Raw genomic sequence first — 25292 nt, 5'->3', positions numbered from 1 at the left:
CTCGGCAAACCGGGACGAACGTCCCATCAGTGGAGGAGAATCTCACAGATGGCCATCCTCGATCGCATGTCCCGCCTTATTCGCGCGAACATCAACGACCTGCTCGACCGCTCGGAGGATCCGGAGAAGATGCTCAACGAGCTTCTGCGCGAGATGGACAGCAGCATTGTCGAAGCCCGCAGCCAGGTCGCGAACACCATCGCGCAGGAGAAGGAGCTCGAAGCCGACCTTCAACAATCGCAACACGACGCCCGCGAATGGGAGAGGCGCGCGGAGCTCGCCGTCGGCGCCGCGAAGGATGATCTCGCTCGGGAAGCGCTACGGCGCAAGCGGGACGCCGAGAGCATCGCAACCGTCTATGCTCAGCAACTGACTTCGCAGCAGGAGATGGTCGAGAAGCTGAAGTCGCAACTCACCATGTTGCAGGCAAAGCGCGACGAGGCTGTGTCGAAGCGCGACGTCCTTGTTGCTCGTCACCGCGCAACCGTGGCTCAGCGCCAGATCACCGAGAGTCTCTCAACCCTTCCTGGGCTCGACTCGTCGAGCGAGCTCGACCGGATGGAGAAACGGATCCGGATGGAAGAGTCGAAGACCGCCGCGCTGGGAGAGCTCCAGGGTGATGATGTCGAGTACCAGTTCCAACAGCTCGACCGGGACGACGATATCGAAAGCGAGCTCGCTGCTCTCAAGTCGCGCAAAGCGGGCAACGACACGAAAAGCCTGAATCCAGGAGCGCCAACCGAGTCTGGATCGTCGAGCTAGCCGGCAGTTTCGCCCGGTCCGCTGGTGGCAGGAGGAAGTCAATTGGCCATCCTGGATCTTATCGAGTATATCGACTCACGCCCCGACGAGATCGTCCATCGTATCCCGGAATACGGATCGGGCGAGTTTCGGCTTGGCTCACAATGCGTCGTCCGGGAGTCGCAGCAGACTGTGTTCGTCCGGGACGGAAAGGCGCTGGATATTCTGCCCCCGGGGCGGCATACCCTCACGACAGCGAACATCCCACTGCTGACCGGCATCATCGGGCTGCCATTCGGATCAAAGAGCCCGTTCCGCGCCGAGGTCTATTACGTGATGATGCGGGAGTTCACCGGCCTGAAGTGGGGCACGACGCAGCCAGTCGTGTTCCGCGACAGTGAGTTCGGGATGATCCGCATCCGCGCGTTCGGCACCTACTCAATGCAGGTCAAGGATCCGCAGGTCTTCGTGAATCAGATCGTCGGCACGCAGTCGACGTATTCGACGAGCGACATCGAGAACTACCTGCGCACGATCATCATCAACGAGTTCAACGACATGATGGGCGAGACGCTGACGACCCTGCTCGATGTTCAGGCGAAGACAGTCGATCTCGCGACTGCCGCACTCCACAGCCTGACGGATAACTTCGAGAGGATCGGGCTTGAGATACGCTCGTTTCAGATCGGCGCGATCACGCCACCCGATGAGGTACAGACCGCAATCGATCAGCGCAGCGCAATGGGCGCGATCGGCAACATGCAGACCTACACCCAGTACCAGGCCGCGCAGGCGATCGGTGGTCTCGGTCAGGGAGGCGAGGGAGGACAGGGGAGCAACCTCGCGGAGGGAGCCGGCCTTGGCGCCGGGATCGGGATCGGAGCGGCTATGGCTGATGCGCTTCGTCAGTCGATGGCCGGAGGGCAGCAACCTGCCCAGCAAGCGCAGGCGGGCGGGCAACGCTTCTGTCCGAATTGCGGCAATCCCGTCCCCGCTGGCGCGAAATTCTGCCCAAGCTGCGGCCATAACGTTTCGGCAACAGCCGCCTGCCCGAAGTGCGCGACCGAAAACCCCACGGGCTCGAAGTTCTGCCAGAACTGCGGGACCGCGCTGGGCACGACGTAACCACAACCAGAAATCGTGATTAGTCAAACGGGTCGCCACTCATGTGCAACCCGTTTGACCGTGGCCGCGTGTTCGGCCTAGAATCTGTTGGTTTGCCCGGCCGCATCGCGGCCAGGCCGAATTGGCGTCGCGCCGTGATGACCACGCGCTGACCTACACAACAACGCGAGCAAAGGAAGAGCAAAACGTGGCAGACAGGAAGATCCGGGTAGCGATCATCGGCGTCGGCAACTGCGCCTCGTCGCTGGTGCAGGGCGTTCAGTACTATGAGAATGCGAACCCGAATGAGTTCGTGCCAGGGCTGATGCATGTCGAACTCGGGGGATATCACATCCGCGATATCGAGTTCTCTGCTGCGTTCGATGTCGACGCGACCAAGGTCGGCAAGGACCTGAGCGAGGCGATCTTCTCAGGACCGAACAACACCTACAAGTTCGCGGATGTGCCTCACCTGGGTGTCACTGTTCACCGTGGGATGACTCACGATGGCCTGGGCAAGTATCTCTCGCAGATCATTACCAAAGCGCCCGGCCCGACGGCAGACATCGTTCGCATCCTCAAGGAGACCGAGACCGACGTCGTCATCAACTACCTGCCTGTTGGCTCCGAGATGGCGACGAAGTGGTATGTCGAGCAGTCACTGGACGCCGGTTGCGCGTTCATCAACTGCATCCCGGTATTCATTGCGCGAGAAGAGTACTGGCAAAAGCGCTTTGAGGAGCGTGGACTGCCGATCATCGGCGACGACATCAAGTCCCAGGTTGGCGCGACGATCACCCACCGTGTCCTCACCCGGTTGTTTGCCGACCGAGGCGTGCGCATCGATCGAACCTACCAGCTCAACTTCGGCGGCAATACCGACTTCATGAACATGCTCGAGCGTGAACGGCTGGAGTCAAAGAAGATCTCGAAGACGAACGCCGTCACATCACAGATGGATTACGAGCTGCCGGCCGAGAATGTCCACGTCGGCCCGAGCGACTATGTGCCATGGCTCGAGGATCGCAAGTGGTGCCACATCCGGATGGAAGGCACAACGTTCGGCGATGTGCCACTGAATCTTGAGCTGAAGCTGGAAGTCTGGGATTCGCCAAACTCGGCCGGCGTCGTCATCGACGCGGTGCGCTGCGCGAAGTTGGCGCTCGATAACAACATCTCAGGCTCACTGCTGGCGCCATCGTCGTACTTCATGAAGTCGCCGCCTGTCCAGTACCACGATGATATTGCCCACCAGAAGGTCGAGGAATTCATCGCGCAAACCGCCATCGGGGCTGGCGCACGCCGTGCGACCTCCGTGAGCGAGACAGATACGGAATCCTGAGGAATCACGGAGGCGTTGGAGCACAATGTCGACGCTGCGTAAGGTGGCGCGTCGCTGGTTCAACGCCTCCGTCGATGATTCACTCCTGCTCAACCTGTCCTATGTCCTGCATGAGCGTTCGGACTCCGCAGCCGTTCGTGCGCTCGCCGCGGGCTGCCGGTCACACGCTGCGTGGTTGAACCAGAGCCCGACGCTGCCGATTGCTACCGTCGAGGGCGCGATCGACACCGCGATCGACATCTGGCTCACTGCAACGATTGGGCTCCACCGCGACCTACCGGACGCGCTGCAGGGCGCCTACGCGCAGAACGCTGAAATCCTCCTGATCGACGAGCCGTCGGCCTCAATGACCACCACGTCATTCTTCCGTGCGGATGCAGCGATTTCACTGCCCCCCGTCGCCGGCGCGACGATTGGCGTCGCCGGCCTGGTTGCTCGACCGGGCCGCACCGACGCGCACCTCGTCATTGCCGGCCCGTTTCAATGGCCGAACCAGCAGCGGGCAGCAATCCGGGCGCTGGAACGATTGATCCAGCAACACGTCGACCAGTGGATCCCACCTCATGCGCTATGGCAGGCGCCAGTGGAGAAGCTACTTTCGGGCGAGGTCGCCTGAGGCCACATCCGACCGGGGCACCGACGCAGCATCCAACAGCTCGTATTGATAGCCCTGGCTGACCAGAAAGCGCTGCCGCCGAACCGCATAACCTTCCTCGGACGTCCCGCATGCGACGAGCGTGTAGAAGCAAGCGGACTTCCCCGGCGCCGGCCGGAGGACGCGTCCGAGTCGCTGTGCCTCCTCCTGACGTGAACCGAATGTCCCGGAGATCTGGATCAACACCGACGCATTCGGCAGGTCGATGCCAACCGTCCCGATTCGAGAGATGCCGAGAACCGGGATGTCTCCCTCTCGAAACCGGGCGAGCACCGCCTCGCGTTCCCCACGATCCGACTGGCCGGTCAGCACAGGGAATCCAAGCACCTCTCCTGCGCGGCGGAGCCCGGCAACGTGAGTTCCCGCAACGATCACCGGGTCGTCGCGATGGATCGCCAGAAGCCGTTTCAATACCGCCAGGCGATACCGCAGACGCTCGCGAGCAGTCGGGGCCTCCGGGATCCGCACCTCGACACAGCGGGCCGGCGCGATCCAGCCTTGCCGCTCAAGCTCAAGCCACGACACATCGTAGAGCGCGGGGCCAACGAGCGCGCTAATCTCGTCTTCCCGCCCATCCTCACGAACCAGTGTCGCCGTCAGGCCTAATCGACGCGACGATTGGAATGCTGCCGCAAGCCGGAAGACATCGGCCGGCAGTGACTGGACTTCATCGTAGATGACGAGATCCCAGTGTCGCTCGCGCAGCCCGTCTCGGACGCGGCCGGTGGTGGCCGCGTGGTAGGTGACGATCATCACTCGCTCGGCGCCGATCGAACGCGCATGGGCGCTAACGCGCTCCGGTGACAGGTTCGATAATCCGACAAACGCCGACAGCCACTGCTCGGACACGGTTCGCGATGGCGACAGAACGAGCGTGGATCCGCCGATTGCGGCGGCCGCCGCCACACCAACAATCGTCTTCCCCGCGCCACATGGCAGCAGCACGAGCCCTGAACCGCCAACCAGGAACGCGCTGACCGCCTCCCGCTGATACGGTCTCAGCGTCGCTGTTACGCGGTAGGGGTCTGCTCGCGCATGGATAGCTCGGCCATCCGCCACGGGCCAGCCCGCGGTCATCGCGGCGATCTTCAGCTCCCCGATCTCGGACTCATCTACCGGAGCGACCCAGCGCGAGTCGCGTTGCTGTGGTGATAGACCGAGGCGACGTAACAGACCCGCGTCTGAAGCCGTTATGACAGCGGATCCGTCACATTGTTCAAGCCGCAGGCGACCCCAGCGAGCCATGACCTCGGTAACGCGAGCGGCGACCGGCTGAGGGATTGGCCCGGCCGCGGCAGCGGCGAGGTCGCGAAGAACGTCCACACCCGTGAAGCCACGCGCAGCAGCACTCCACAACGCCATATTCGAGAGCTCGAATACATAGTCATCGGCGACAACGGACCGCAAGACGGAGGAGCGCCGGGCGACGTCCACCAGCCGGTCGCGGCCGGCGCCACTGGTGATATGGATCAACCCATCGCGCCGAAAGATAAGTTGACTCGCGGCCATTGAGGTTACCCGTTTCTGCGTCCAGACGCCAAAACTGATATGATTCTAAGGTTATTGGAGCGCGTACGTGCACGTCGGCTGGGAGACCCTCCTCGTGGAAATCGGGAACATTCGACCAATCAGCATCGACACCGAAATGAGGCGCTCCTACCTCGACTATGCGATGAGTGTCATCGTGCAGCGCGCCCTGCCGGATGTCCGCGATGGGATGAAGCCGGTCCAGCGACGGATTCTGTACGGCATGTCGGAGATGGGCCTCCGGGCCAACACTCGGTTCCGGAAGAGCGCAGGCATCGTCGGCGAAGTTCTCAAGAGCTATCACCCGCACAGTGACACAGCCGTCTACGACGCGCTCGTCCGCATGGTACAGGAGTTCTCGCTCCGCTACCCGCTAGTCGATGGCCAGGGCAACTTCGGCTCTGTCGATGGGGATGGCGCGGCGGCGATGCGCTACACCGAGGCGAAGCTCAGCGCGATCGCCGAGGAGCTGCTCGCTGACATTGACAAGAACACGGTCGATTTCCAACCAAACTACGATGGCACGACAACCCAGCCAGTCGTGCTGCCGGCGAAGCTCCCCAACTTGCTGATCAACGGCGCGGCCGGCATCGCTGTCGGGATGGCCACGAATATCCCGCCGCACAACCTGAGCGAGATCTGCGACGCCATTGTTCACCTGGTTGACAACCCGGAAGCAACTATCGAAGATCTGATGAATTTCGTCCACGGGCCGGATTTCCCGACTGGCGCGACGATCCTCGGCCGCGAGGGCATCAAGGCCGCGTTCGCAACCGGACGAGGACGGGTGGTTATCCGAGCCAACGCCTTCATCGAGGAGACGAATCGGGGCCGGTACGCCATCATCGTGACTGAGTTGCCGTACCAGGTCAACAAGGCGGCGTTGATCGAGAAGATTGCCGAGCTCGTGAAGGTCGGCCGGCTGGATGGCATTCACGACCTGCGTGATGAATCCGACCGGGACGGCATGCGCATCATGATCGAGCTGAAGCGGGACGCGCAGCCAAAGAAGGTGCTCAACAACCTCTACAAGTTCACTGCCCTCCAGTCGTCGTTTGGCGTCAACATGCTGGCGTTGGTCGACGGTGTGCAGCCACGAGTCCTCGGTCTGCGACGCATCCTCGAGCTGCACATCATCCACCGGCAGGAAATCCTCACTCGCAGGACCCAGTTCGAGCTGGAGCGAGCCAGACGTCGCGCCCATATCCTCGAGGGGCTCAAGATCGCGCTCGATAACCTCGATGCGATCATCAAGACCATTCGCGAGTCACGAACCAGCGAGAGCGCCCGGAACAACCTCATGAAGGGGTTCAGCCTCAGCGAGGTCCAGGCAACCGCGATCCTCGATATGCAGCTCCGCCGGCTCGCGGCGCTGGAGCGCAAGAAGATCGAGGACGAGTACCGTGAATTGCTGAAGGAGATTGCCCGGCTGGAGGACCTGCTTGCCAGCCCGCACAAGATCCTCCAGTTGATCAAGGACGACGTGGCATACCTGAAGGAAACCTACGGTGACGCGCGTCGGACACGGATCGTCGATGCCGACGGTGAGATCAGTGACGAAGACCTCATCCCGGAGCTGAATGTGCTGGTCACGATGACCAATCGAGGTTACGTCAAGCGCATCCCCGACGGCGTCTATCGCACCCAGCGGCGCGGCGGTCGCGGCGTCACTGGGGTGACAATGCGCGAGGCCGACGGTGTCCAGCACCTTGTTGCCGCCAACACCCACGATTCACTACTGTTCTTCACCAACCGTGGCCGTGTTTTCCAGCTCAAGGTCTATGATCTGCCAGATGTCGGGCGAATGGCCAAGGGGATGGCGGTTGTCAATCTTCTCAGCCTGCAGCCGAACGAGTCGATCACAACGCTACTTCCAGTTCGCGATTTCAAAGAGGCAGAGTATCTCTTCTTCTGCACTCGCAACGGTCGCATCAAGCGCACGGCGCTCGATCAATTTTCAGCCGTCCGATCGACGGGTCTGATCGCGATCACGCTCGACGATGACGACGAGTTGGCGTGGGTGCGCATGACCAGCGGCAACGACGACATCATCCTTGTCACCGAACAGGCCAAGGCAATTCGATTCGACGAGGGGGATGCGCGCGCGATGGGTCGGCCGGCGGCCGGCGTCATCGGCATTCGCCTGGGGGTCTCCGATCGCGTGATGGCAGCGATCGTCATCGACGACATCGCCGCCGGGAATGACCTGCTGCTCGTCTCGGAGAATGGCTTCGGCAAGCGAACAGCCGTGTCGGAGTTCAACGTGCAGCATCGGGGCGGCCAGGGCGTCACTGCAATGAGGTTAACGACCCGCAACGGCAAGCTCGCCAGCGCCGAGCTCGTTACCCCTGACCAGGAAGTGATGCTGATGTCGAACGACGGCATCGTGATCCGAACGCGGGTCGAGCAGATCTCACGCTACGGCCGGCAAACTCAGGGCGTAGCCGTCATGCGACTTGGCAACGGTGATCGAGTGGTTTCGATGACGGTGCTCTCCGAGCAAAGCGAGGAGGCCGACGCGCTCGTCGACACGCTGGCCGAGATCGACAAAGAGGAGCGCGCTCCGAAGTCGAACGGCCGAACGCCAAAGACGCCCAAGGCAAGTCGCTAACCCGCGTCCGGACGAATCCGTTTACGGCGCTGGCGATCGATTCGCATCGTCAGCGCCGGTGTCGCTACGAGCAAGCCTCCCGCGACTATCGTCGTCAAGAGTGCGATCATGTTCGCGGACGCCATCACTGTAGTCGATCCCGCCCCACGCGCAATCACCGCAATCCCCCCGACAAACACGACGAACCATGCAATCGGATTCAGTGGTCTCAACGCATCGTCGAGCATGCCATCCGACAGGGTTGCCAGCGCGGAGATCATGAGCGCCAGCGACAGTCCGATTGAGGCCTGCTGCGCTCCGAATCGCCCGGCCCCCAGTACAACCGCGGTCACAGCGAGTGGACCTGGCAGGAACGCGAGCGCAGCCGACACGGCAGGCGCTTCGGCCATCGAAGTTAGCAGCGCCGCAAACAGGAGCGCAACGACCATTGCGCAGATGGTGGCGGTTGCCGCAGCGAGGGCCGGCCCCCAGCCCCCGCCGATACGCGGATCTGCGATCACAAGACTCGCCGCGACGAGCGCCGTTGGGACGACGGTCAGCATCGAAATCGTGTCGATCGCCGTGATCGGCCAACTCACTTGCGCTTCCGAGCGGTGAACTGCATAGGCGCCAACAGCAAAGAGCGCGGCTAACGCCACCAGCGTCAACGCGAGCGCAATATCTCCGAGTCGTTCGTTGAGCGCGGGCACCGCGAGCAGCAGCGTCGCGCCGAGTGCGCGAAAGATCGTCGGCGGCACTCGTGAGCGCCAGTCGGCCGGAAACCACGGTCGTGAAGGCCGGCTCTGGCGGGCGCGTGGTGGCTGAAAATGCCGTCGTGGCGCCGGGGGCGGGCCCGCCGCTTGTTGCTGTCTCACGCGAGCATTCTACCGTGCCGCTGCGATGACCGATGCTATACTGCCTCGCCCGAGAGGATGAGTCCCATGTGCGACGGGAGCGCGACCTGAACGGCAATATCCGTGTTGGTGTCTTTGGTGGAACCTTCGACCCGATCCATATCGGGCACCTCATCGTCGCCGAGATCATGCGGTTTCGGTTACAGCTCGCCCAGGTGATTTTTATGCCGGCCGGCGTTCCTCCTCATAAGCCCGGACGGATCGTCTCGGCCAGCGAACACCGAGTCGCCATGCTCCGGATCTCGATCGGCGAGTCGTCGAGCTTCGCGATAAGCACCATCGATCTCGACCGCGAAGGCTGGTCGTACACTGCTGACTCGCTCAGAATCCTGCGTAACAGAATCAGCGAAACCTCGGAACTCTATTTCCTGATGGGCCAGGATTCGCTACGCGACTTCCCGACCTGGAATCGACCGAATCTGATCGCCGCACAGGCCCGGCTCGGAGTCGCGCTCCGGCCAGGTGTCGAAGTCTCGGTCGCCGAAATCGAGCACACGGTGCCAGAGACGCGTAACCGTATCGACCTTGTGTCGATTCCCTTGATTGGAGTCTCGTCTACCGAGATCCGCGCGAATGTCCGCAGCGGCGGACCCTATCGGTACCAGGTGCTTCCCGGAGTCGCCGACTATATCCGGGATCACGGCCTGTATCTCGATGTGGACGAACGGAATTGAGATCTTCGGTTGACATCGTTCCAAGACGACGCGTACACTCAGCGGTCGGCATGATGAGGGACGCTACGCCAGGCGCTTTCAGCGCCACTAGTGCCCGGCGACTAAGCCGGCAAGGGGTGGGTTTCATTGCGTGCGCATTCCAGGATAACGATAACGGTCATACTCCTCATCACATTTGTCTCTGCCTGGCTAGCAATCCCGTCTGACTGGCTGAATATTGCCGGGGCCAAAGACAACATCTACGTGCACCAGGGGCTCGACCTTCAGGGTGGTCTCCAGGTGGTGCTTGAGGCTCGGCCACCCGAGGGTCAGTCCGTCAGCCGCGACGAGCTCGTCGGGACACGCGACACGATTCAGCGTCGTGTCGGTGGACTCGGAGTCTCCGAGCCGCTGATCCAGACGCGCGGCAGCAACCAGATTGTCGTCGAGCTGCCCGGCGTCAGCGATCCTCAGCAGGCTGTTGACTTGCTGAAGCAGACTGCGCTCCTCGAAATCATCGATCCTCAGGGTCAATATCTCCCCGTCGGCACGAAGGTCAACACAACGCTCGGCTCGGCGCGACAACCCGGCGCGGATGGCACGCCAGCGACCGGCGAGGCGACGCCCGGCTCGACACCCGACGGAACGCCGGCGGCAACTCCCGGCGCAGGAGCCAGCACCGATCAGAATGCAGGCGGCCCAACGTTCACCACGATTGTCTCCGGGGCCGACCTTGCCGACGCATTTCCGACTCAGGACAGTGTCGGATCAATCGTCGTCGGTTTCCGGCTCAAGCCGGAGGCAGCCGACAAGTTCTACGAGTACACAAGCACCCATATCGGCCAGCCGATGTCGATCGTCGTCGACAACACCGTCATCAACTCCGCGACGATCCGTGACGCAATCTCCAACGAGGGTGTTATCAACGGGCTCACCCCTCAGGAGGTCACCAATCTCGTCCTGCAACTGAAATCCGGCGCGCTGTCGGTGCCACTGGAGGTCGTTCAGAGTCGGACTATCGGCCCGTCGCTCGGGCAGGACTCGATCGACCAGTCCATCCTTGCCGGCCTCGTCGGGCTCGGGCTCGTCGCGCTGATGATGATCCTCTATTACCGACTGCCGGGTCTCCTGTCGGTCTTCGCATTGCTGATCTATACATCGATCGTCTTTGCGTTATTCAAGCTGATCCCCGTGACACTGACGCTGGCCGGCATCGCTGGCTTCATTCTCTCGATCGGCATGGCAGTCGACGCGAACGTCCTGATTTTCGCCCGGTTGAAAGATGAGCTCCGGCTTGGACGGCCTATTCCGGAAGCAATCGAGGCGGGATTCGACCACGCCTGGCCATCGATTCGCGACTCCAACATCTCAACGATGATCACCTGCGCGATCCTGTTCTGGTTCGGCCGCTACACCGGCGCCAGCATCATCCAGGGTTTCGCGCTAACATTATTCGTTGGTGTCGTCGTGTCGATGTTCACCGCCATTGTCGTGACTCGAAATATGCTGCGCATTCTGCTTACGATCCGTCCGATCAACGATCGCTGGTGGCTGGGAGTCGATCACGGGCAGGGTGTCCCCGCCCGAGCCGAGTAGGAGAAACCGACGTGACAGGGGTTGTAGTTCCATGATCGATATCGTCGGCAAACGACGCATCTGGTACTCCATCTCGGCGCTGCTGATCATTCCGGGGGTCATTGCCTTGCTGGTTCATGGTCTCAGCCTGGGCATCGACTTCACTGGTGGCACCTCGTGGGAGCTGCAATTCCAGAAGCCGGTCGACTCACTGGAGGTTCGATCCATCCTGGCCACGCATGGCTACTCGGATTCGATCGTTCAAACCTCCCAGGACAACACGATCCTGATCCGGATGAAGGAGCTCAAAGAGGGTTCGCCCGAGAAGACCGCGATCGAGGACGAATTCCGAGCGCGATTCGGCGAATTCAAGGAACTGCAGATCGAGACAGTCGGCCCAACCGTCGGCAATGCGATCCGCAACCGGGCGATCCTTGCGGTGATTCTCGCATCGATCGGCGTGCTCTCCTACATCGCCTGGGCATTCCGGAACACCGATAGTCCTGTGCTCTATGGGACGGTCGCGATCGTCGCGATGCTCCACGATGTCCTGTTCGTCCTCGGCGTCTTTTCGATTCTGGGCTGGGTGGCAGACATCGAGGTCGATGCCCTGTTCGTCACCGCCGTGCTCACTGTCATGGGCTTCTCCGTTCACGATACGATCGTGGTCTTTGACCGAATCCGCGAGAATCTCGGAAAACGAATCGCCCCGACGTTCGAGGAAACGGTCAACTACTCGGTCGCCCAGACGATGGTGCGCTCGTTGAACACGTCGCTCACCGTCATTCTGACGCTGGCGGCGCTGTATCTCTTCGGCGGCGAGTCGACGCGGTGGTTCGTGTTCGCCCTGTTGATCGGAGTTGCGGCCGGCACCTACTCCTCGATCTTCAACGCGAGCCAGTTGCTTGTCTCCTGGCGAAACGGGGAAGTCCAGCGCTTCTTCCTGTTCTGGCGCAAGCCATCTGGCTCGCGCGCGCGCGCAACCTGACCTGATGGGTCAGTCTCCGAACGACGAAGCGCGACGCACCGCGGTTATCGGCGGCGGTATCGCGGGTCTGACCGCGGCATACCGTCTCGCTCGCCAGGGGCACCGGGTGACACTCTGGGAGCAGGATGAACAGCTCGGAGGGTTGGCTGCCGCGTTCGAGCTACCGTCGGGCGCTGAGATCGAGAAGTTCTACCACCATCTGTTCATGAGCGATCGCGCGATCATCGAGCTGATGGAGGAACTCGGCATCGGCAGCCGCCTGCGTTGGATTGACTCCAATGTCGGGTTCTTCTATGACGGACGGATCTACCCGCTCACAACTGCGACCGATCTGATCAGGCTACCGTTCATTCCAGTGGTGGATCGTGTCCGGCTGGGTCTGATCACCCTCTATCTCCAGCGCATCAGCACGTCATCCGGCGGCTGGAAGCGGTTCGAACGGGTTACAGCCTGGGAATGGCTGCGACGGACTGCGGGCCAACGGGCCTTCAATCGCGTCTGGGGAGCCCAGCTCCGGGCGAAATTCGGCCCACGCGCGCCCGAGATTGCGATGGCGTGGTTCTGGAACAAGATCTTTCTCCGAACCCAGTCACGACCGGGCCTCCTGGCTCGCGAGCAGTTGGGCTACATAGATGGTAGCTTCAATGTTCTGATCGATCGTCTCGCCGATGCTTGTCGGGAACTTGGCGTCGATATTCGCACAGGCACTGGCGTCGAGGCACTCGAACGGCACGACGAAAGCGCCAGCCAGTTCACGCTGGTCGGCGCCGACGGCCGGCGTGACGATGCCGATATCGTCGTGGCAACTATCCCATCGCCACTCATCATGCGTCTGATCCCTGATATGCCTGCAGCATATGCTCAGCAGCTTACGTCAATGATTTATCAGGGCGCGATCGTGATCCTCCTGCAGCTCGACCGCAAGCTGTCAGATATCTACTGGCTCAACATCGGCGACGACCGGCTCCCATTCACCGGGATTATCGAGCACACCAACCTGCTCGACCCCGCTGACTACGGAGGAGCTCATCTGGTCTATGTTGGAAAGTATCTCGACTGGGACCACCCGTTCGTCACAATGACCGACGACGAGCTTCGCCACGAGGTCGTGCCAAAGCTTCGTCTTGTGAACCCGGGATTCGATGATAGCTGGATCGAGCGAATGTGGGTCTTCCGCGCTCGAGCGGCTCAGCCGATCGTCACACTCGAGTATTCGGAGAAGGTCCCGTCACATCGATCCCCGATTGCCGGCCTCTACGTCGCCAACATGTCCCAGATCTATCCGGAGGATCGGGGCACCAACTACGCGGTCGATCTCGGGAACCGCATCGCCGAAATCATCGACGAGGATCTCGCCGCCGGGAGTGCCTGACACGGCCCTCCTCTCGGTTCCGAAGTCCGGTATACTTGGCCCCGTGTCACAGCGCACATGCGCCCGTAGCTCAGCGGATAGAGCGCTTGCCTCCGGAGCAAGAGGCCACAGGTTCGAGTCCTGTCGGGCGTACCATTACCCTTGGCTTGCACAAGCTGAAAATACCGACTCTTGGGATGATCCTCACGCGTCGCGAGTAGTCGCGACGCCCACGCCGCCGCAACCCTGGTTATCCATCATTCCACTGGCGAAGTTGGAGTAGAATCTCTGAATCGCATCGTTTGATCGTGCCGATGTCCCGGAGCTTCGACATCCGCCGCCTCACGATATCAGCCGCTGGCTATCGAGACTCCAGCACCGGCAGAATCGCTCGGCCTTCCTCTGGACATAGGGTGTACGTACACTCTATACTCGTGAGTGTAATCAACGAGCGAAGACCTGAGATCAGTTGTTAAGCTCAGATGGCGTCCACGTGGTGGTCTCCGTGTTGGCCAGGTCAGGGTCGTGTGCGTGCCGCCATCGCGGCCGGAACATGAGGGAGGCAGGCAATGGTATTCCGTAAAGAAAGTCGCACGGATTCATTTCAGCGTCAGATCTCGACACTGAGACAACAGCTTGGTTCCGATGAGGACGAAGTCGACGACGCTGAGGAGTTGCCGACCTATTCGGCGCCCGCAGAGGCCGCTGCACGATCACCATTGCCCTCGCTCGAGAGTCAACGTCGCCATCAACCACCACGCATGTCCGACGCTTCGACCGGAGTAGTGTCCGCGAACTCCAGCTGGAGCGGGACGCTGCGATCCGAAGGGTCGATCCAGATCTTCGGGACAATCGAGGGTGACCTGACCGCGAGCGATGAGATCTATGTCGCTGAGGGCGCGACAGTCGATGCGCACATTCGTGCGCGCACCATCATTGTGGCCGGCGCGGTGACTGGCACGATCGAGTGTCTCGGCCGCCTGGAGGTGATGCCGTCAGGCTCGATTTCCGGCGATGTGACATCGCCGACGCTCATCGTTCACGAAGGCGCCACCGTCGAGGGTGACGTGAAGATGCAGTCGCCCACGCCGGTCGAGTAGCGCCAGCGCGCCACGATAAGAGGAGCCAGCCACCATGAGTATGCGCACAGCAACCGTACCGCCAGACACGCTAGCCGCTCAGTCACTCGAGGGCAGCCGGTCACTCATCGACCGGCACACCACGGTCGAGGGAACGCTGGCGACACCGCACGATCTGCGAATTGAGGGGCGCGTCACCGGAGTTCTGCAATGTGACGGTGTACTGTATGTCGCGGCCGGGGCCGAGGTCGATGCTGATATCGCCGCAACCGACGCGATTGTCGAAGGGACGATTGCAGGGTCAATCACATGCTCCGGCCGGCTCGAGGTTCGTTCGACCGGCGTTGTGCAGGCCGTTGTCAAAACGCATCGTCTGGTCATCCACGAGGGCGCAGTCCTCGAAGGTCGCCTCGACATGGAGTCTGTATCCGACGCCGCGGAAACTGATGCTGCTGAAGGCTCGGTGGAGACTCCCGCTGAAGTGGCCGATTCCAGCGGTGAATCTGCCTCATCATATTCGTATCTCCGGAATTTCTCGTCACCAGCAGCCTCATCCTCCCGGGGTGACACGGACTTGCCCGGGCAAGAGGCTCGTGATGACTCGGACGATGACACAGGTAACAATCCGACATAGCTCGATCTGCCATCGTCAGGCCCTCGTGCTATACTCGTCACCGGTCGATGATTTCGATACGCCCTGCGCGATCCTCGCGGACGCTGGTGCGTGTCATTGTGCTCAGCCATTCGACTGCGACGATTGAGAAGTGGCGCGAAGCCAGCCGGTGATGGGGGGCGGAATGTCCGGGCGCAAGTGCAGCACCTGCAAGCACTACGAGCCGGCGCCGATCTGGCGCAGGGGATGGTGTCGCAACCCGGCCCTGTATGCACCCCAGCAGAACCATCTCGTGTATGAAGACGATCTCGATTGCGAGCGCGGCATGGGAAACTACTGGGAACCCGCCGACGCCACGGGCCAGATCCGCCCCTACATCCCGCTTCACCCGGTTTCCGATGATTCCGCGAACCCCAGCAGAGTTATCTCGACGCACGCAGGCCAGCCGATCTATTCGGTCTCTGGTTCTTCCGGCTATGGCAGCGATCCCGATGACGACTATCCCTCGGCCGGCGAGGAGCTCTCTCGACCAGGCGGGGCTAGCGGACGGGATCCCGGACACTATGCCGAAGGGCGTTATTGGACAGACTACCTTCGCATCGGCGCGCCGATCCTTGGTGTGATCCTGATCCTCGCGCTGTTCTGGTTCTGGGCGAACGCGTTCTGGGGTGGCAACAAGAATACCCCCGCGATTGGCGGGACGCCACAAGCCACGCTGTCATCCATCACCGCATCGCCAGTAGCAACTAACGGAGTTGGCACGGGCGGGTCGCCGATCATCCTCACAACCCCGCCGGCCGGTGCTGCTACCCAGCCTCCGGGCGTAGCGACGAAGCCGCCAACCGGCAGTGGCACGATTGCGATAGGCTCAACCGTCACAGTCGCTAACTCCGGTGGAACCGGTGTGAACTTCCGGAGCGAGCCATCCACCGATGCTGAAATCGTCGATATCTTGCTCGATGGCACCGAGCTCACGGTCGTCGATGGTCCGCTGGATGCCGAGGGCTACACATGGTGGCAGGTCGAAGGCGCCGCGGGGACCGGCTGGCTCGTCCAGGACTACCTGAAGGCCAAACCCTAGCATCACTCCAGATCTCTCACGTTTCGGCATTCGACCGCAGGCGTCGGCAACGTGTTCCTGTGCTACAATGCCGGATTGTCCGGCATGCGCCGGATAAATACGCACGCGCATCGGCGGGCATCGGGTGTGACCGGCAAGGCTGCCGGGACGATGTCCGGTTCACGGCGCGCGGAGGAAAAACACCGGGAGGTATGATGGTCGCGAAGGTCGCACGCGAAGACACCCAGGTCACAATGAAACAACTGCTGGAGGCCGGGGTTCACTTTGGCCACCAGACGAAGCGCTGGAATCCGAAGATGCGCCCGTACATCTTCGGCGAGCGCAACGGCATTCATGTCATCGACCTCCATCAGACAGCCAAGCTGCTCGAAGAAGCGCAGGACTTCCTGGCAGATCTCGCCGTGCGCGGTGGGAAGATCGTCTTCGTCGGCACCAAGAAGCAGGCTCAGGCGACTGTCGAGGAGCAGGCAAGCCGTTGTGGCATGTTCTATGTGAACCGCCGGTGGCTCGGCGGCACGTTGACGAACTTCGTCACGATTCGATCCCGTCTCCAATATCTGCGGAATCTCGAGCGTCAATCGCTCTCCGGCGAGCTCGCCTATCTTCCCAAGCAGGAGGCGCAGGCCAAGGAGCAAGAGCTCGAGAAGCTCCAGCGAACACTCGGCGGACTCAAGGAGCTCGCCCAGCGGCCGGCGGCGATCGTGATCGTGGATCCGCGGCGGGAGGAGCTCGCAATCAAGGAGGCCAGCCGGCTTGGCATCCCGATTGTGGCAATGGTTGACACGAATTGCGACCCTGACCCGATCAATTTCGTGATTCCATCGAACGACGACGCTATCCGGTCGGTTCGACTCGTGTTGTCGAAGTTGGCCGATGCCATCATCGAGGGAAGCACGCGCCTCGAAATCGCGATTGCCGACGAGCAAATGGACTCGCGGGGCCCTGCTGAGGACTACGGCTATCCGGGCGATGAGGCCGAGGAGAGCGACGAGGCCGGCAGCGACGGGGCTGCAGGGCGGTCACGCCGCCGCTAACGACCGAGATGTCCTTCGCGGCCCGTGTCCGGTGTGGTCGACACCGGCACGGGCCGTACCGTGACGAAGCGAAGCGCGAACAACCAGTATTAGTAGGAGAGTAGTCATGTCCACAGCACTCGTAAAGGAGCTCAGAGAGCGCACTGGCGCTGGCATCATGGAGTGCAAGCGTGCGCTCGAAGATGCGGGGGGCGATCTGGCCAAGGCGGCTGGAATCCTTCGGGAGCAAGGCGCCGCAAAGGCCAGCAAGAAGGCCGGCCGTTCAGCCCGGCAGGGCATCATCGAGACCTACATCCACGGTGGCCGCATCGGCGCGATGGTTGAGGTCAATTGCGAGACCGACTTCGTCGCTCGCACCGACGACTTCAAGCACCTTGTCAAGGAAATTGCGATGCAGATCGCAGCTACGAACCCCACCTGGATCAACAATGAGGACGTGCCGGCAGACGCGCGCTTCGCTGGAGTCGAGGAATTTGGCGACGAGAAGCACTTCCTCGAAGCGAAGGTGCTGTTGACTCAACCCTCGATTCGGGATCCCAAGCGCAACGTCGGCAACCTGGTGCAGGATGCGATCGCGACGATCGGTGAGAACATCATCGTCCGTCGCTTCGCGCGCTTCGAGCTCGGCGAAATGTCGGGCGATGCCGATACGGCCGACGAATAATGACTGAGCGGTCTTGCCAACGACAGCGTTACAACCGTGTTGTCCTGAAACTGTCCGGCGAGGCGCTCGAGGGCGAGCGGGGGTATGGGATAGACCCAAAGGTCGTCTCCACCCTCGCAAACCACATTCGCGAGGTTCACAAAGCCGGCACCCAGATCGCCATCGTGATCGGTGGCGGCAACATCTGGCGCGGTCTTGAGGCTAGCACGACAGGTATGGATCGCGCGACGGCGGACTACATGGGCATGCTGGCTACCGTCCAGAATGCTCTTGCGTTGCAGGATGCACTGGAACACCTCGGAACACCCACTCGGGTTCAGACAGCGCTCGAGATGCACCAGATCGCCGAGCCGTTCATCCGTCGTCGCGCAATCCGCCACATGGAAAAAGGCCGGGTCGTCATACTTGCGGGGGGAACCGGCAACCCGTACTTCACCACCGACACTGCATCGGCGCTCCGTGCAGCGGAGCTTGGCGCCGAAGCCATTCTCATGGCCAAGAACGGAACCGACGGCGTTTATAGCGCCGACCCGCGCATCGATCCAACTGCAGTCCGCTACGATGTTCTCACGTACCAGGATGTTCTCGAGCGGAACCTGCGGATCATGGATGCGGCGGCGGTGGCGCTCTGTCGAGACAACAACCTTCCGATCATCGTCTTCGATGTCCAGGAGGGTGGTAATATCCAGCGAGCAGCCCAAGGTGAGCCAGTTGGAACTCTCATCTGCTCGAGCCCTGACCCCGTGTGACGCTGGAGTCTCCGCGGCGGAGTCCAGCAGTGATGGGAGGCGAGATGGTCCCCGAAATCAAGCATGACGCCGAGCACCGAATGGCTGGCGCGATCGACGCGTTGCATCGCGAACTCGCGGGTATCCGCACCGGTCGTGCTGCTCCTGGCCTCGTCGAACGGTTATCGGTCGATTACTACGGCACAGCGACTCCGCTGAATCAGATCGCGGGTGTATCGGCGCCCGAAGCACGCCTGCTCGTGATCCAGCCCTGGGATCGCAGTTCACTCGGTGCGATCGAACGGGCGATTCAGAAATCAGATCTGGGCCTGACGCCAAATAACGATGGCGTCGTCATCCGGCTCGCGATCCCCTCTCTCACCGAAGAGCGCCGCAAAGCGCTGGTCAAGGTCGTCCGAGGCAAGGTTGAGGAAAGCAAGGTCGCGATCCGTAATGTTCGTCGCGATGCCGTCGATCATCTCAAGGGACTTCTCAAGGACAAAGAGATCGGCGAGGACGACGAACGACGCGCGCAGACTGATATCGATAGCCTCACCAAGCGTTTCACCGACGATGCAGATCACATTGGCCAGGCCAAGGAAGCCGAGATTCTCGAGGTCTAGTCACCGACAGGGGCATTCACGATGCATGATGGATCGCAGCCGATTGCGACCGCCATCCCGGAACACGTCGGTATCATCATGGACGGCAACGGTCGCTGGGCGAGACAACGCGGACTCCCGCGGATTGCGGGCCACGAGGCCGGAACCGAGAACATCCGTCGAATTACGACGCGTGCCGCGGAGCTCGGCATCGGCTACCTGACGTTGTGGGCGTTCTCAACCGAAAATTGGCGAAGGCCGCCGGATGAAGTGGCAGGCATTCTGAGCATCCTGGCTCGCGCGATCGAAAGTGAGACCGCCGAGCTCCACCGGCAGGGCGCCCGCCTGCAACATATCGGCAGCCTCGAGGGCCTTTCATCTGATCTCTGTCGTTCGATCCGCGACGCTATCGAGCTTACGCACAACAACGACCGCATCACGCTCACACTGGCGTTCAATTACGGTGGCCGGGCAGAGATCGTCAGCGCAGTCCGCGCGATCGTCGCGGCCGGGATTCCGGCCGATCAGATCACCGAAGAGACGATCTCCGCGCATCTCTTCACCACGGCCATGCCCGACCCGGATCTGATCGTCCGGACATCAGGTGAGTTCCGCACGAGCAACTTCCTGATCTGGCAAGCGGCCTACGCTGAATATGTCTTCAGTCCGGTGTTGTGGCCAGATTTCGGCCCCGACGAGCTCGACGATGCCGTCAGCGAATTCGGCAGGCGCGAACGGCGATTCGGCGGCCTCATGGGGATGGCGCCGGCTCAGCCGGCCCAGGTCTGATCGCCAATGAAACAACGAGCGATCTCCTCAATCGGCGTCGTTCTGATCGGTGTCGTGCCGGCCATCCTTGGAAGCCCGGTCTTCTCGGTGGTTGTCGGACTCATCGCGATCGGCGCGCTCTATGAGCTCTATCGTGCATATCAGCGCGTCGGTGCGCGTCCATCGACGTGGACAGGAACCGTCGCGATCATCGCGCTTGTTGTCATCGCCGGCACCGACGCGCCGTTCCGCGCGCTTACCGGCGCCATGTGCGCGTACACGCTGCTCGCCCTCGCCCAGCATCTGGTCAAGAAAGACATCAACGGCGCTCTCATCGATTGGTCGTTCAGCCTCAGCGGGGTGATGTACATCGGTTTCACCCTTATGCATTTCATCCTGATTCGTCGGATCCACGGCGCCGTCAATGTGGACTGGATCCGCGACGCAGATGCCTTGATCGGTGATGGCGCTGCCGCGCTCGGCCTGGCGTGGTTGCTATTCGTGCTCGTTACAACCTGGATGACCGACGTCTTCGCCTATCTGATCGGTCGGCAATGGGGGCGGGTCAAGCTCATCCCGCATATCAGCCCCGGCAAGACACGCGAGGGCGCAGTTGCCGGCCTCCTTGGTGGCGCGATCACTGGCATCATCTCCGGGCTGGCTTTTGGTCTTCCTGTTTCACCGATTCTGCTCGTCGTGCTCGGTGGGCTGGTCGCGCTTGGCGCGATGATTGGCGACCTTTGCGAGTCACTGATCAAGCGCCAGATCGGCATCAAGGATATGGGTTCAGTCATCCCCGGGCATGGCGGCGTCCTCGACCGCATCGACGCGTTACTCGTGACGGTGCCGTTCATGTTCTACGCCGCGTTGTTCGTGGGTTGGCTGGGGTGGACGTGAGTGACCGACGCCAACGGATTGCAATCCTTGGCTCTACAGGATCGATCGGACGAAACACACTCGACGTGATCTCGACCCACAGAGATCGCTTCGAGGCGGTGGCGTTGGCGGCCTCACGCAATGCGGGCGAGCTTGAGCGTCAGGCGATTGAGCACAATGTTCGTTATGTCTCGCTCGAGCATGGCCATGTCGCTCTCGACGGTGTGACGACGATCGATATTGATCCGCTCACCGCGATGGCGACGCTGGATGAGGTGGACATCGTCGTCATTGCCACCACGGGCCACGCCGCAATTGAGCCGACCATCGCCGCGCTGAACGCTGGCAAGGTCGTCGCGCTGGCGAACAAGGAAACGATCGTCGCTGCTGGCGCGCTCGTGATGCCGATCGCGCGCCAGCGGCCAGGATCCCTCCGACCGGTAGATAGCGAGCATTCGGCGCTCTGGCAATGCCTGGGGGGCCGCGCCGAGAACATCGGCAACGTCCAGAAGCTGATTCTGACTGCGTCCGGAGGCCCCTTTCGCGGGTTCTCGATCGATCAGCTCAAGGGCGTCACTCCCGAGGATGCGTTGCGCCACCCTACGTGGGACATGGGCGCGAAAGTCACTATCGATTCTGCAACGCTGATGAACAAAGGTCTCGAAGTGATCGAGGCGCATTGGCTGTTCGACATGCCATTTGCCCAGGTCGAGGTCGTCGTTCACCCGCAGTCGCTCGTTCACTCGCTCGTCGAGTTCGTCGATGGTTCGGTCCTTGCCCAGATCGGCTCACATGACATGCGGCTGCCGATCCAGTATGCGCTCAGTTGGCCGGATCGATTGGGGCCGCCGGCGCCACCCATTGACATTCTCGCGGTGTCGCGGCTCGATTTTGAGGCGCCAGATACCGACTCGTTCCCTTTGCTCCGTTTGGCCTACGCCGCTGGCGAGGCCGGCTCGACCTACCCAACTGTGCTGTCTGCCGCCGATTCGGTTGCAGTCTCCGCGTTTCTCGATCGCCGTATTGGCTTTGCGGACATCGCGTCGATCGTGTCAACTATCCTCGACGCGCACAACCCTGATCATGGGACCATCGCAATTGAGACGATTCTCGAAGCAGATCGTTGGGCAACCGCCGGCGCTCTGGAATTGGTCGATCGCACCGGACGTCGGTAGAGCGCGCGACTCTCCCCACTGCCGTTGGCCTGGTGATCAGGGCCACCGGATTTGGTCCTCAACGCACCCCAGCTGAATGCTGACTACGCCGTCGCGACGGTCACCGCACACACTGACTCGGCCCCCGCCTTCCGACAGGCAATCGCGCACTCGACGAGAGTCGATCCCGTAGTGAGAACATCATCAACGAGCAACACGCGCATTCCACGAAGTTGACGGCGAGCGACGAAAGCACCCCTGACGTTCTCCCGGCGTTGGCCTGCGTCGAGCTGAACTTGCGACCGCGTCTCACGAATCCTCACCAGTGCGTCCACTGCCTCGATCTCCACATGAGTGGCCAGATGCCGAGCGATGAGCCACGACTGGTTGAAGCCGCGGGCTCGTTCCTTCGCGCGATGCAGCGGCACCGGAACGAGGACGTCGATCGGCGAGTCGTGCAAACACACGATGGTCGCCAATGCGCCCCCACACCACTCCGTCCTGGCCCGCTGTCCGTCATATTTCATGAGATGGATCATCGTCCGTATGGCGCCTTCGTACTGAAACGCGCTGCGCGCGTGATCGATCGCATCGCCCCACGCGTCGCAACGTTCGCATGTCTGCGGACCGATGCCGAGCGGCCGGCCACAGCGCTGACATGCACAGTCGCCATCGATACCCTGCACAGTCTCAGCGCAACGTGGGCATAGCCACGCGCCACCGAGCCCACACCCGGAGCAGACGGGCGGCAGGACCGTGTCGAGGAGCAACGTTAGCAGTCGCCGGTGTACTGTCATATTGTGCGCTCGCTAATTATCACATCGTCGGGGATCAACTGATTCCTCGAAGTGTGCAGACACATCGCGCTATGCCCCTCGTGCTCAGAGACCGTGCCATCGCAAATGAGCCGCTCGACGACGCGTTCTCCAGATCCACTGGCTCCCAGAGTATCATCGGAGCGAGACCGATGGCGTGCCAATGCATGGAGATGCTCCCAGGAAGATGACAGAGCAAGAAGCAGAATACGCTGGTGATCTTTTCGGTGTCGACCCGGCACCAGGCATCGTCGCTGTCGAACGCGCTGGAGACCGCGGTATCCGTATCTATCACCGGACGCACGACGGTGTCCGCGAGCAGTTGGTGGAGTTCACGCCGTGGCTGGTTGTCGACGCCGAGACCGTGCCGAACCTTCCTCGCCAGATGTCCACGACTCTGCTCGATGGTGATGGTCGCCTACGCGTTCGTTGCGACGCCCCAAACTGGGCGGCGTGGCTCGATGTCTATCGATGGTTGCGCGAGGCCGGCCGGCCATTCGCCACGTTTACGAGCGCAGCCGATCAGTATCTTGTCGATTCAGGTCGCGGCCTCTTTCGCGGTATTTCGTTTGATACCGTGGTTCGAGCTCAGATCGACATCGAGACGCTCGGGCTCGACCCGACTGTTGAAGGCGCCCGCATTCTCCTCGTGACGGCCGCGATCAACGGCGAGTCAGCAATCGTATTCCGCGGGGACGAGCTGAGTGAGCCGGATATGATCCGGGCGTTGACGGCGTGGCTTCAATCGAACGATCCCGACGTTATCGAAGGTCACAACATCTTCAACTTCGACCTGCCGTATCTGATCGAACGCGCACGCCGGTACCACCTGGAGCTCGAGTGGGGTCGAGATGGCTCACCCGTTCGAGTTGGCGGAGAGCAACGCTTCAAGGCGGGGGCTCGATCCATCCCGTATAACGCCGCGCGGATCTACGGGCGCCATCTTGTCGACACCTATCAACAAATCCAACGCTACGACACGGCCGGACAACTCTCCTCATACGCCCTCAAGCCGGCGATCCGGGCACTCGGCCTTGCCCGTCACGACAGAACCTACGTTGCTGGGGTCGATATCACCGCGGCCTGGGATCATGATCGCGAACGCCTGATCCACTACGCGATCGATGATGTCCTCGATGTGAACGTACTGAGCGAGCTCGCGCTGCCGACTGAGTTCTATCAGACACGCATCCTGCCGCGGGGACTGCAATCAGTCGCGACAGGCGGGCCGGGTGAGAAGATCAACGATCTGATGCTCCGAGCATATCTGTCGAGAGGCTACAGCATCCCAACGCCGGGCCCCCCACGGGGGTACCCGGGCGGATACACCGAGTTGCGCCGGACTGGTCGCTTTTCCCCGGTGGTCAAGTGCGACATTGAGAGTCTGTACCCTTCAATCATGCTGGTGGATGACATCCGCCCGGCATCTGACGAGCTTGGTATGTTTGTTCCAATGCTCGGGGTTCTCACTAAGCGCAGACTCCAGGCCAAGCGACGCGAGCAGCAAAGCACCGGGCACGATCGCGCGCAGTGGCGCGGCATTCAGACCAGCTTCAAAGTACTGATCAACTCGTTCTATGGGTATCTCGGCTATTCGCGAGGCTATTTCAACGACTACGATGCCGCCGAACGGGTCACGCTCCGTGGGCAGGACCTCATCCAGAACATTGTCGTGCAACTCGAATCGAACGGCTCACGAGCAATCGAGGTTGACACCGACGGTGTCTTCTTCGAGCCTCCTGCGGATGTCAGAACGTTCGCGTCGGAGGAGGCGCTCGTGGCGCGCGTCAGCGAGACGCTTCCAACCGGAATCAATCTCGCTCACGATGGTCGCTTCTTGGGGATGCTATCCCTGCGGCTCAAGAACTACGCGCTCCTCGGATACGATGGCACGGTAACACTGAAGGGAAGCGGGCTACGAAGTCGACGCGAAGAACGCTTTTTGGGCCAGTTCCTCCACGATGAGGTTGCGCGGCATCTCGCACCCGATCAGTTTGGTGATCCGCGCCAGGCCTATCTCGATCTCGCAGAGCGCATCATCGACGGCCGGCTCGGTGTCGACGACGTATCACGCATCGAAACCATAACGGACCAGACGTTCATCAGTCCGGCCACCAGGCGTCTGGCCGAGGCCGTCCACGGTGAAAGGATTGGAGAACGGGTGGCAGTGTATGAGCGCGCGGACGGATCTCTCGCAAGAGCATCCGGGTTCGACGACGACGCCAATTCCAGCTATCTCCTCCGAAGGCTTCGAGATTTCGCCGAGCGCTTTCGTCCCTTGTACGCCACAGACCAGGAGTTCCACTACACGTTTCCGATCGTCACCCAACGCACCGATCTGGCTACTCTGCGCGCCGCGCGACCAACGAGTCAGCTTACGCTATTCGATCTGATGGATTGAGGGCACAAAAACGCCCCCAGCGTTCATCGCTGGGGGC

General features: G+C 61.5%; 23 protein-coding genes and 1 tRNA gene. 21 read left to right on the top strand and 3 right to left on the bottom strand.

Annotated features, from left to right (window positions below):
- Window positions 1–48 precede the first annotated feature (48 nt).
- From V9F06_09935 to V9F06_09920, 4 genes are all read left to right on the top strand, one after another.
- The gene (locus V9F06_09935) at window positions 49–762 is read left to right on the top strand and encodes a PspA/IM30 family protein (protein ID MEI2617935.1); all 714 of its coding nucleotides are present in this window, start codon (window positions 49–51) and stop codon (window positions 760–762) included.
- Between the two features lie 42 nt (window positions 763–804).
- Complete coding sequence (locus tag V9F06_09930; GenBank protein ID MEI2617934.1) at window positions 805–1866, top strand: SPFH domain-containing protein; 1062 nt, start codon at window positions 805–807, stop codon at window positions 1864–1866.
- Between the two features lie 187 nt (window positions 1867–2053).
- On the top strand, window positions 2054–3187 hold the full coding sequence (locus V9F06_09925) for an inositol-3-phosphate synthase (protein MEI2617933.1): 1134 nt from the start codon (window positions 2054–2056) through the stop codon (window positions 3185–3187).
- Window positions 3188–3212: 25 nt separating this feature from the next.
- Window positions 3213–3803, top strand: a complete 591-nt coding sequence (locus tag V9F06_09920; GenBank protein MEI2617932.1) for a hypothetical protein — start codon at window positions 3213–3215, stop codon at window positions 3801–3803.
- Here V9F06_09920 and V9F06_09915 read toward each other — a convergent pair.
- Entirely contained in the window at window positions 3780–5351 is a 1572-nt protein-coding gene (locus V9F06_09915; protein MEI2617931.1) for a DEAD/DEAH box helicase family protein, read from the bottom strand. The genes V9F06_09920 and V9F06_09915 overlap by 24 nt on opposite strands.
- Window positions 5352–5445: 94 nt before the next feature.
- Between V9F06_09915 and gyrA the strand changes: the two genes are divergently transcribed.
- Window positions 5446–7980, top strand: a complete 2535-nt coding sequence (gyrA, locus tag V9F06_09910; GenBank protein ID MEI2617930.1) for a DNA gyrase subunit A — start codon at window positions 5446–5448, stop codon at window positions 7978–7980.
- Here the strand turns inward: gyrA and V9F06_09905 are convergent.
- Window positions 7977–8717, bottom strand: coding sequence for a hypothetical protein (locus V9F06_09905; GenBank protein MEI2617929.1), 741 nt, complete (start codon window positions 8715–8717; stop codon window positions 7977–7979). The genes gyrA and V9F06_09905 overlap by 4 nt on opposite strands.
- 185 nt (window positions 8718–8902) lie before the next feature.
- Between V9F06_09905 and nadD the strand changes: the two genes are divergently transcribed.
- The 15 genes from nadD to dxr all read left to right on the top strand — a co-directional run bounded on the left by nadD (window position 8903) and on the right by dxr (window position 22060).
- Window positions 8903–9547, top strand: a complete 645-nt coding sequence (gene nadD / locus V9F06_09900) for a nicotinate-nucleotide adenylyltransferase (protein ID MEI2617928.1) — start codon at window positions 8903–8905, stop codon at window positions 9545–9547.
- 126 nt (window positions 9548–9673) lie between these two features.
- The gene (gene secD, locus V9F06_09895) at window positions 9674–11122 is read left to right on the top strand and encodes a protein translocase subunit SecD (GenBank protein ID MEI2617927.1); all 1449 of its coding nucleotides are present in this window, start codon (window positions 9674–9676) and stop codon (window positions 11120–11122) included.
- 31 nt (window positions 11123–11153) lie between these two features.
- Window positions 11154–12089: a protein translocase subunit SecF gene (secF, locus tag V9F06_09890; protein ID MEI2617926.1), complete on the top strand. Its 936-nt coding sequence runs from the start codon at window positions 11154–11156 to the stop codon at window positions 12087–12089.
- A 4-nt stretch (window positions 12090–12093) separates the two neighbouring features.
- Complete coding sequence (locus V9F06_09885; protein ID MEI2617925.1) at window positions 12094–13461, top strand: NAD(P)/FAD-dependent oxidoreductase; 1368 nt, start codon at window positions 12094–12096, stop codon at window positions 13459–13461.
- A gap of 59 nt (window positions 13462–13520) precedes the next feature.
- A tRNA-Arg gene (locus V9F06_09880) sits at window positions 13521–13596 on the top strand.
- A gap of 413 nt (window positions 13597–14009) precedes the next feature.
- On the top strand, window positions 14010–14540 hold the full coding sequence (locus tag V9F06_09875) for a polymer-forming cytoskeletal protein (GenBank protein ID MEI2617924.1): 531 nt from the start codon (window positions 14010–14012) through the stop codon (window positions 14538–14540).
- A gap of 34 nt (window positions 14541–14574) precedes the next feature.
- On the top strand, window positions 14575–15153 hold the full coding sequence (locus V9F06_09870) for a polymer-forming cytoskeletal protein (protein ID MEI2617923.1): 579 nt from the start codon (window positions 14575–14577) through the stop codon (window positions 15151–15153).
- Window positions 15154–15316: 163 nt separating this feature from the next.
- A complete protein-coding gene (locus V9F06_09865; GenBank protein MEI2617922.1) occupies window positions 15317–16213 on the top strand; it encodes an SH3 domain-containing protein in 897 nt (298 codons plus the stop codon).
- A gap of 194 nt (window positions 16214–16407) precedes the next feature.
- Window positions 16408–17247, top strand: coding sequence for a 30S ribosomal protein S2 (gene rpsB, locus V9F06_09860; protein MEI2617921.1), 840 nt, complete (start codon window positions 16408–16410; stop codon window positions 17245–17247).
- A 106-nt stretch (window positions 17248–17353) separates the two neighbouring features.
- The gene (gene tsf, locus V9F06_09855) at window positions 17354–17911 is read left to right on the top strand and encodes a translation elongation factor Ts (GenBank protein MEI2617920.1); all 558 of its coding nucleotides are present in this window, start codon (window positions 17354–17356) and stop codon (window positions 17909–17911) included.
- Window positions 17911–18660, top strand: coding sequence for a UMP kinase (gene pyrH, locus V9F06_09850; GenBank protein ID MEI2617919.1), 750 nt, complete (start codon window positions 17911–17913; stop codon window positions 18658–18660). The genes tsf and pyrH overlap by 1 nt, the downstream gene beginning before the upstream one ends.
- 44 nt (window positions 18661–18704) lie before the next feature.
- On the top strand, window positions 18705–19262 hold the full coding sequence (gene frr / locus V9F06_09845; GenBank protein MEI2617918.1) for a ribosome recycling factor: 558 nt from the start codon (window positions 18705–18707) through the stop codon (window positions 19260–19262).
- Between the two features lie 21 nt (window positions 19263–19283).
- Window positions 19284–20030: a polyprenyl diphosphate synthase gene (gene uppS, locus V9F06_09840; GenBank protein MEI2617917.1), complete on the top strand. Its 747-nt coding sequence runs from the start codon at window positions 19284–19286 to the stop codon at window positions 20028–20030.
- A 6-nt stretch (window positions 20031–20036) separates the two neighbouring features.
- Window positions 20037–20906: a CDP-archaeol synthase gene (locus V9F06_09835; GenBank protein MEI2617916.1), complete on the top strand. Its 870-nt coding sequence runs from the start codon at window positions 20037–20039 to the stop codon at window positions 20904–20906.
- Window positions 20903–22060 (top strand): 1-deoxy-D-xylulose-5-phosphate reductoisomerase, encoded by a 1158-nt coding sequence (gene dxr / locus V9F06_09830; protein MEI2617915.1) that lies wholly within the window; start codon window positions 20903–20905, stop codon window positions 22058–22060. Before V9F06_09835 ends, dxr begins: the two co-directional genes overlap by 4 nt.
- Before the next feature lie 83 nt (window positions 22061–22143).
- Here the strand turns inward: dxr and V9F06_09825 are convergent, their stop codons facing one another.
- Window positions 22144–22518 carry a phosphoribosyltransferase family protein gene (locus V9F06_09825; GenBank protein MEI2617914.1) on the bottom strand — a complete coding sequence of 125 codons (375 nt, stop codon included), beginning with the start codon at window positions 22516–22518 and terminating at the stop codon, window positions 22144–22146.
- A 523-nt stretch (window positions 22519–23041) separates the two neighbouring features.
- Here V9F06_09825 and V9F06_09820 point away from each other — a divergent pair.
- Entirely contained in the window at window positions 23042–25255 is a 2214-nt protein-coding gene (locus V9F06_09820; protein MEI2617913.1) for a DNA polymerase domain-containing protein, read from the top strand.
- The last annotated feature ends 37 nt before the right edge of the window (window positions 25256–25292 follow it).

This window comes from Thermomicrobiales bacterium, assembly GCA_037045155.1.
GTDB lineage: Bacteria > Chloroflexota > Chloroflexia > Thermomicrobiales > CFX8 > JAMLIA01.
The sequence above is the reverse complement of the archived record's forward strand: the minus strand, read 5'-3'. Positions and strand labels throughout refer to the sequence as shown.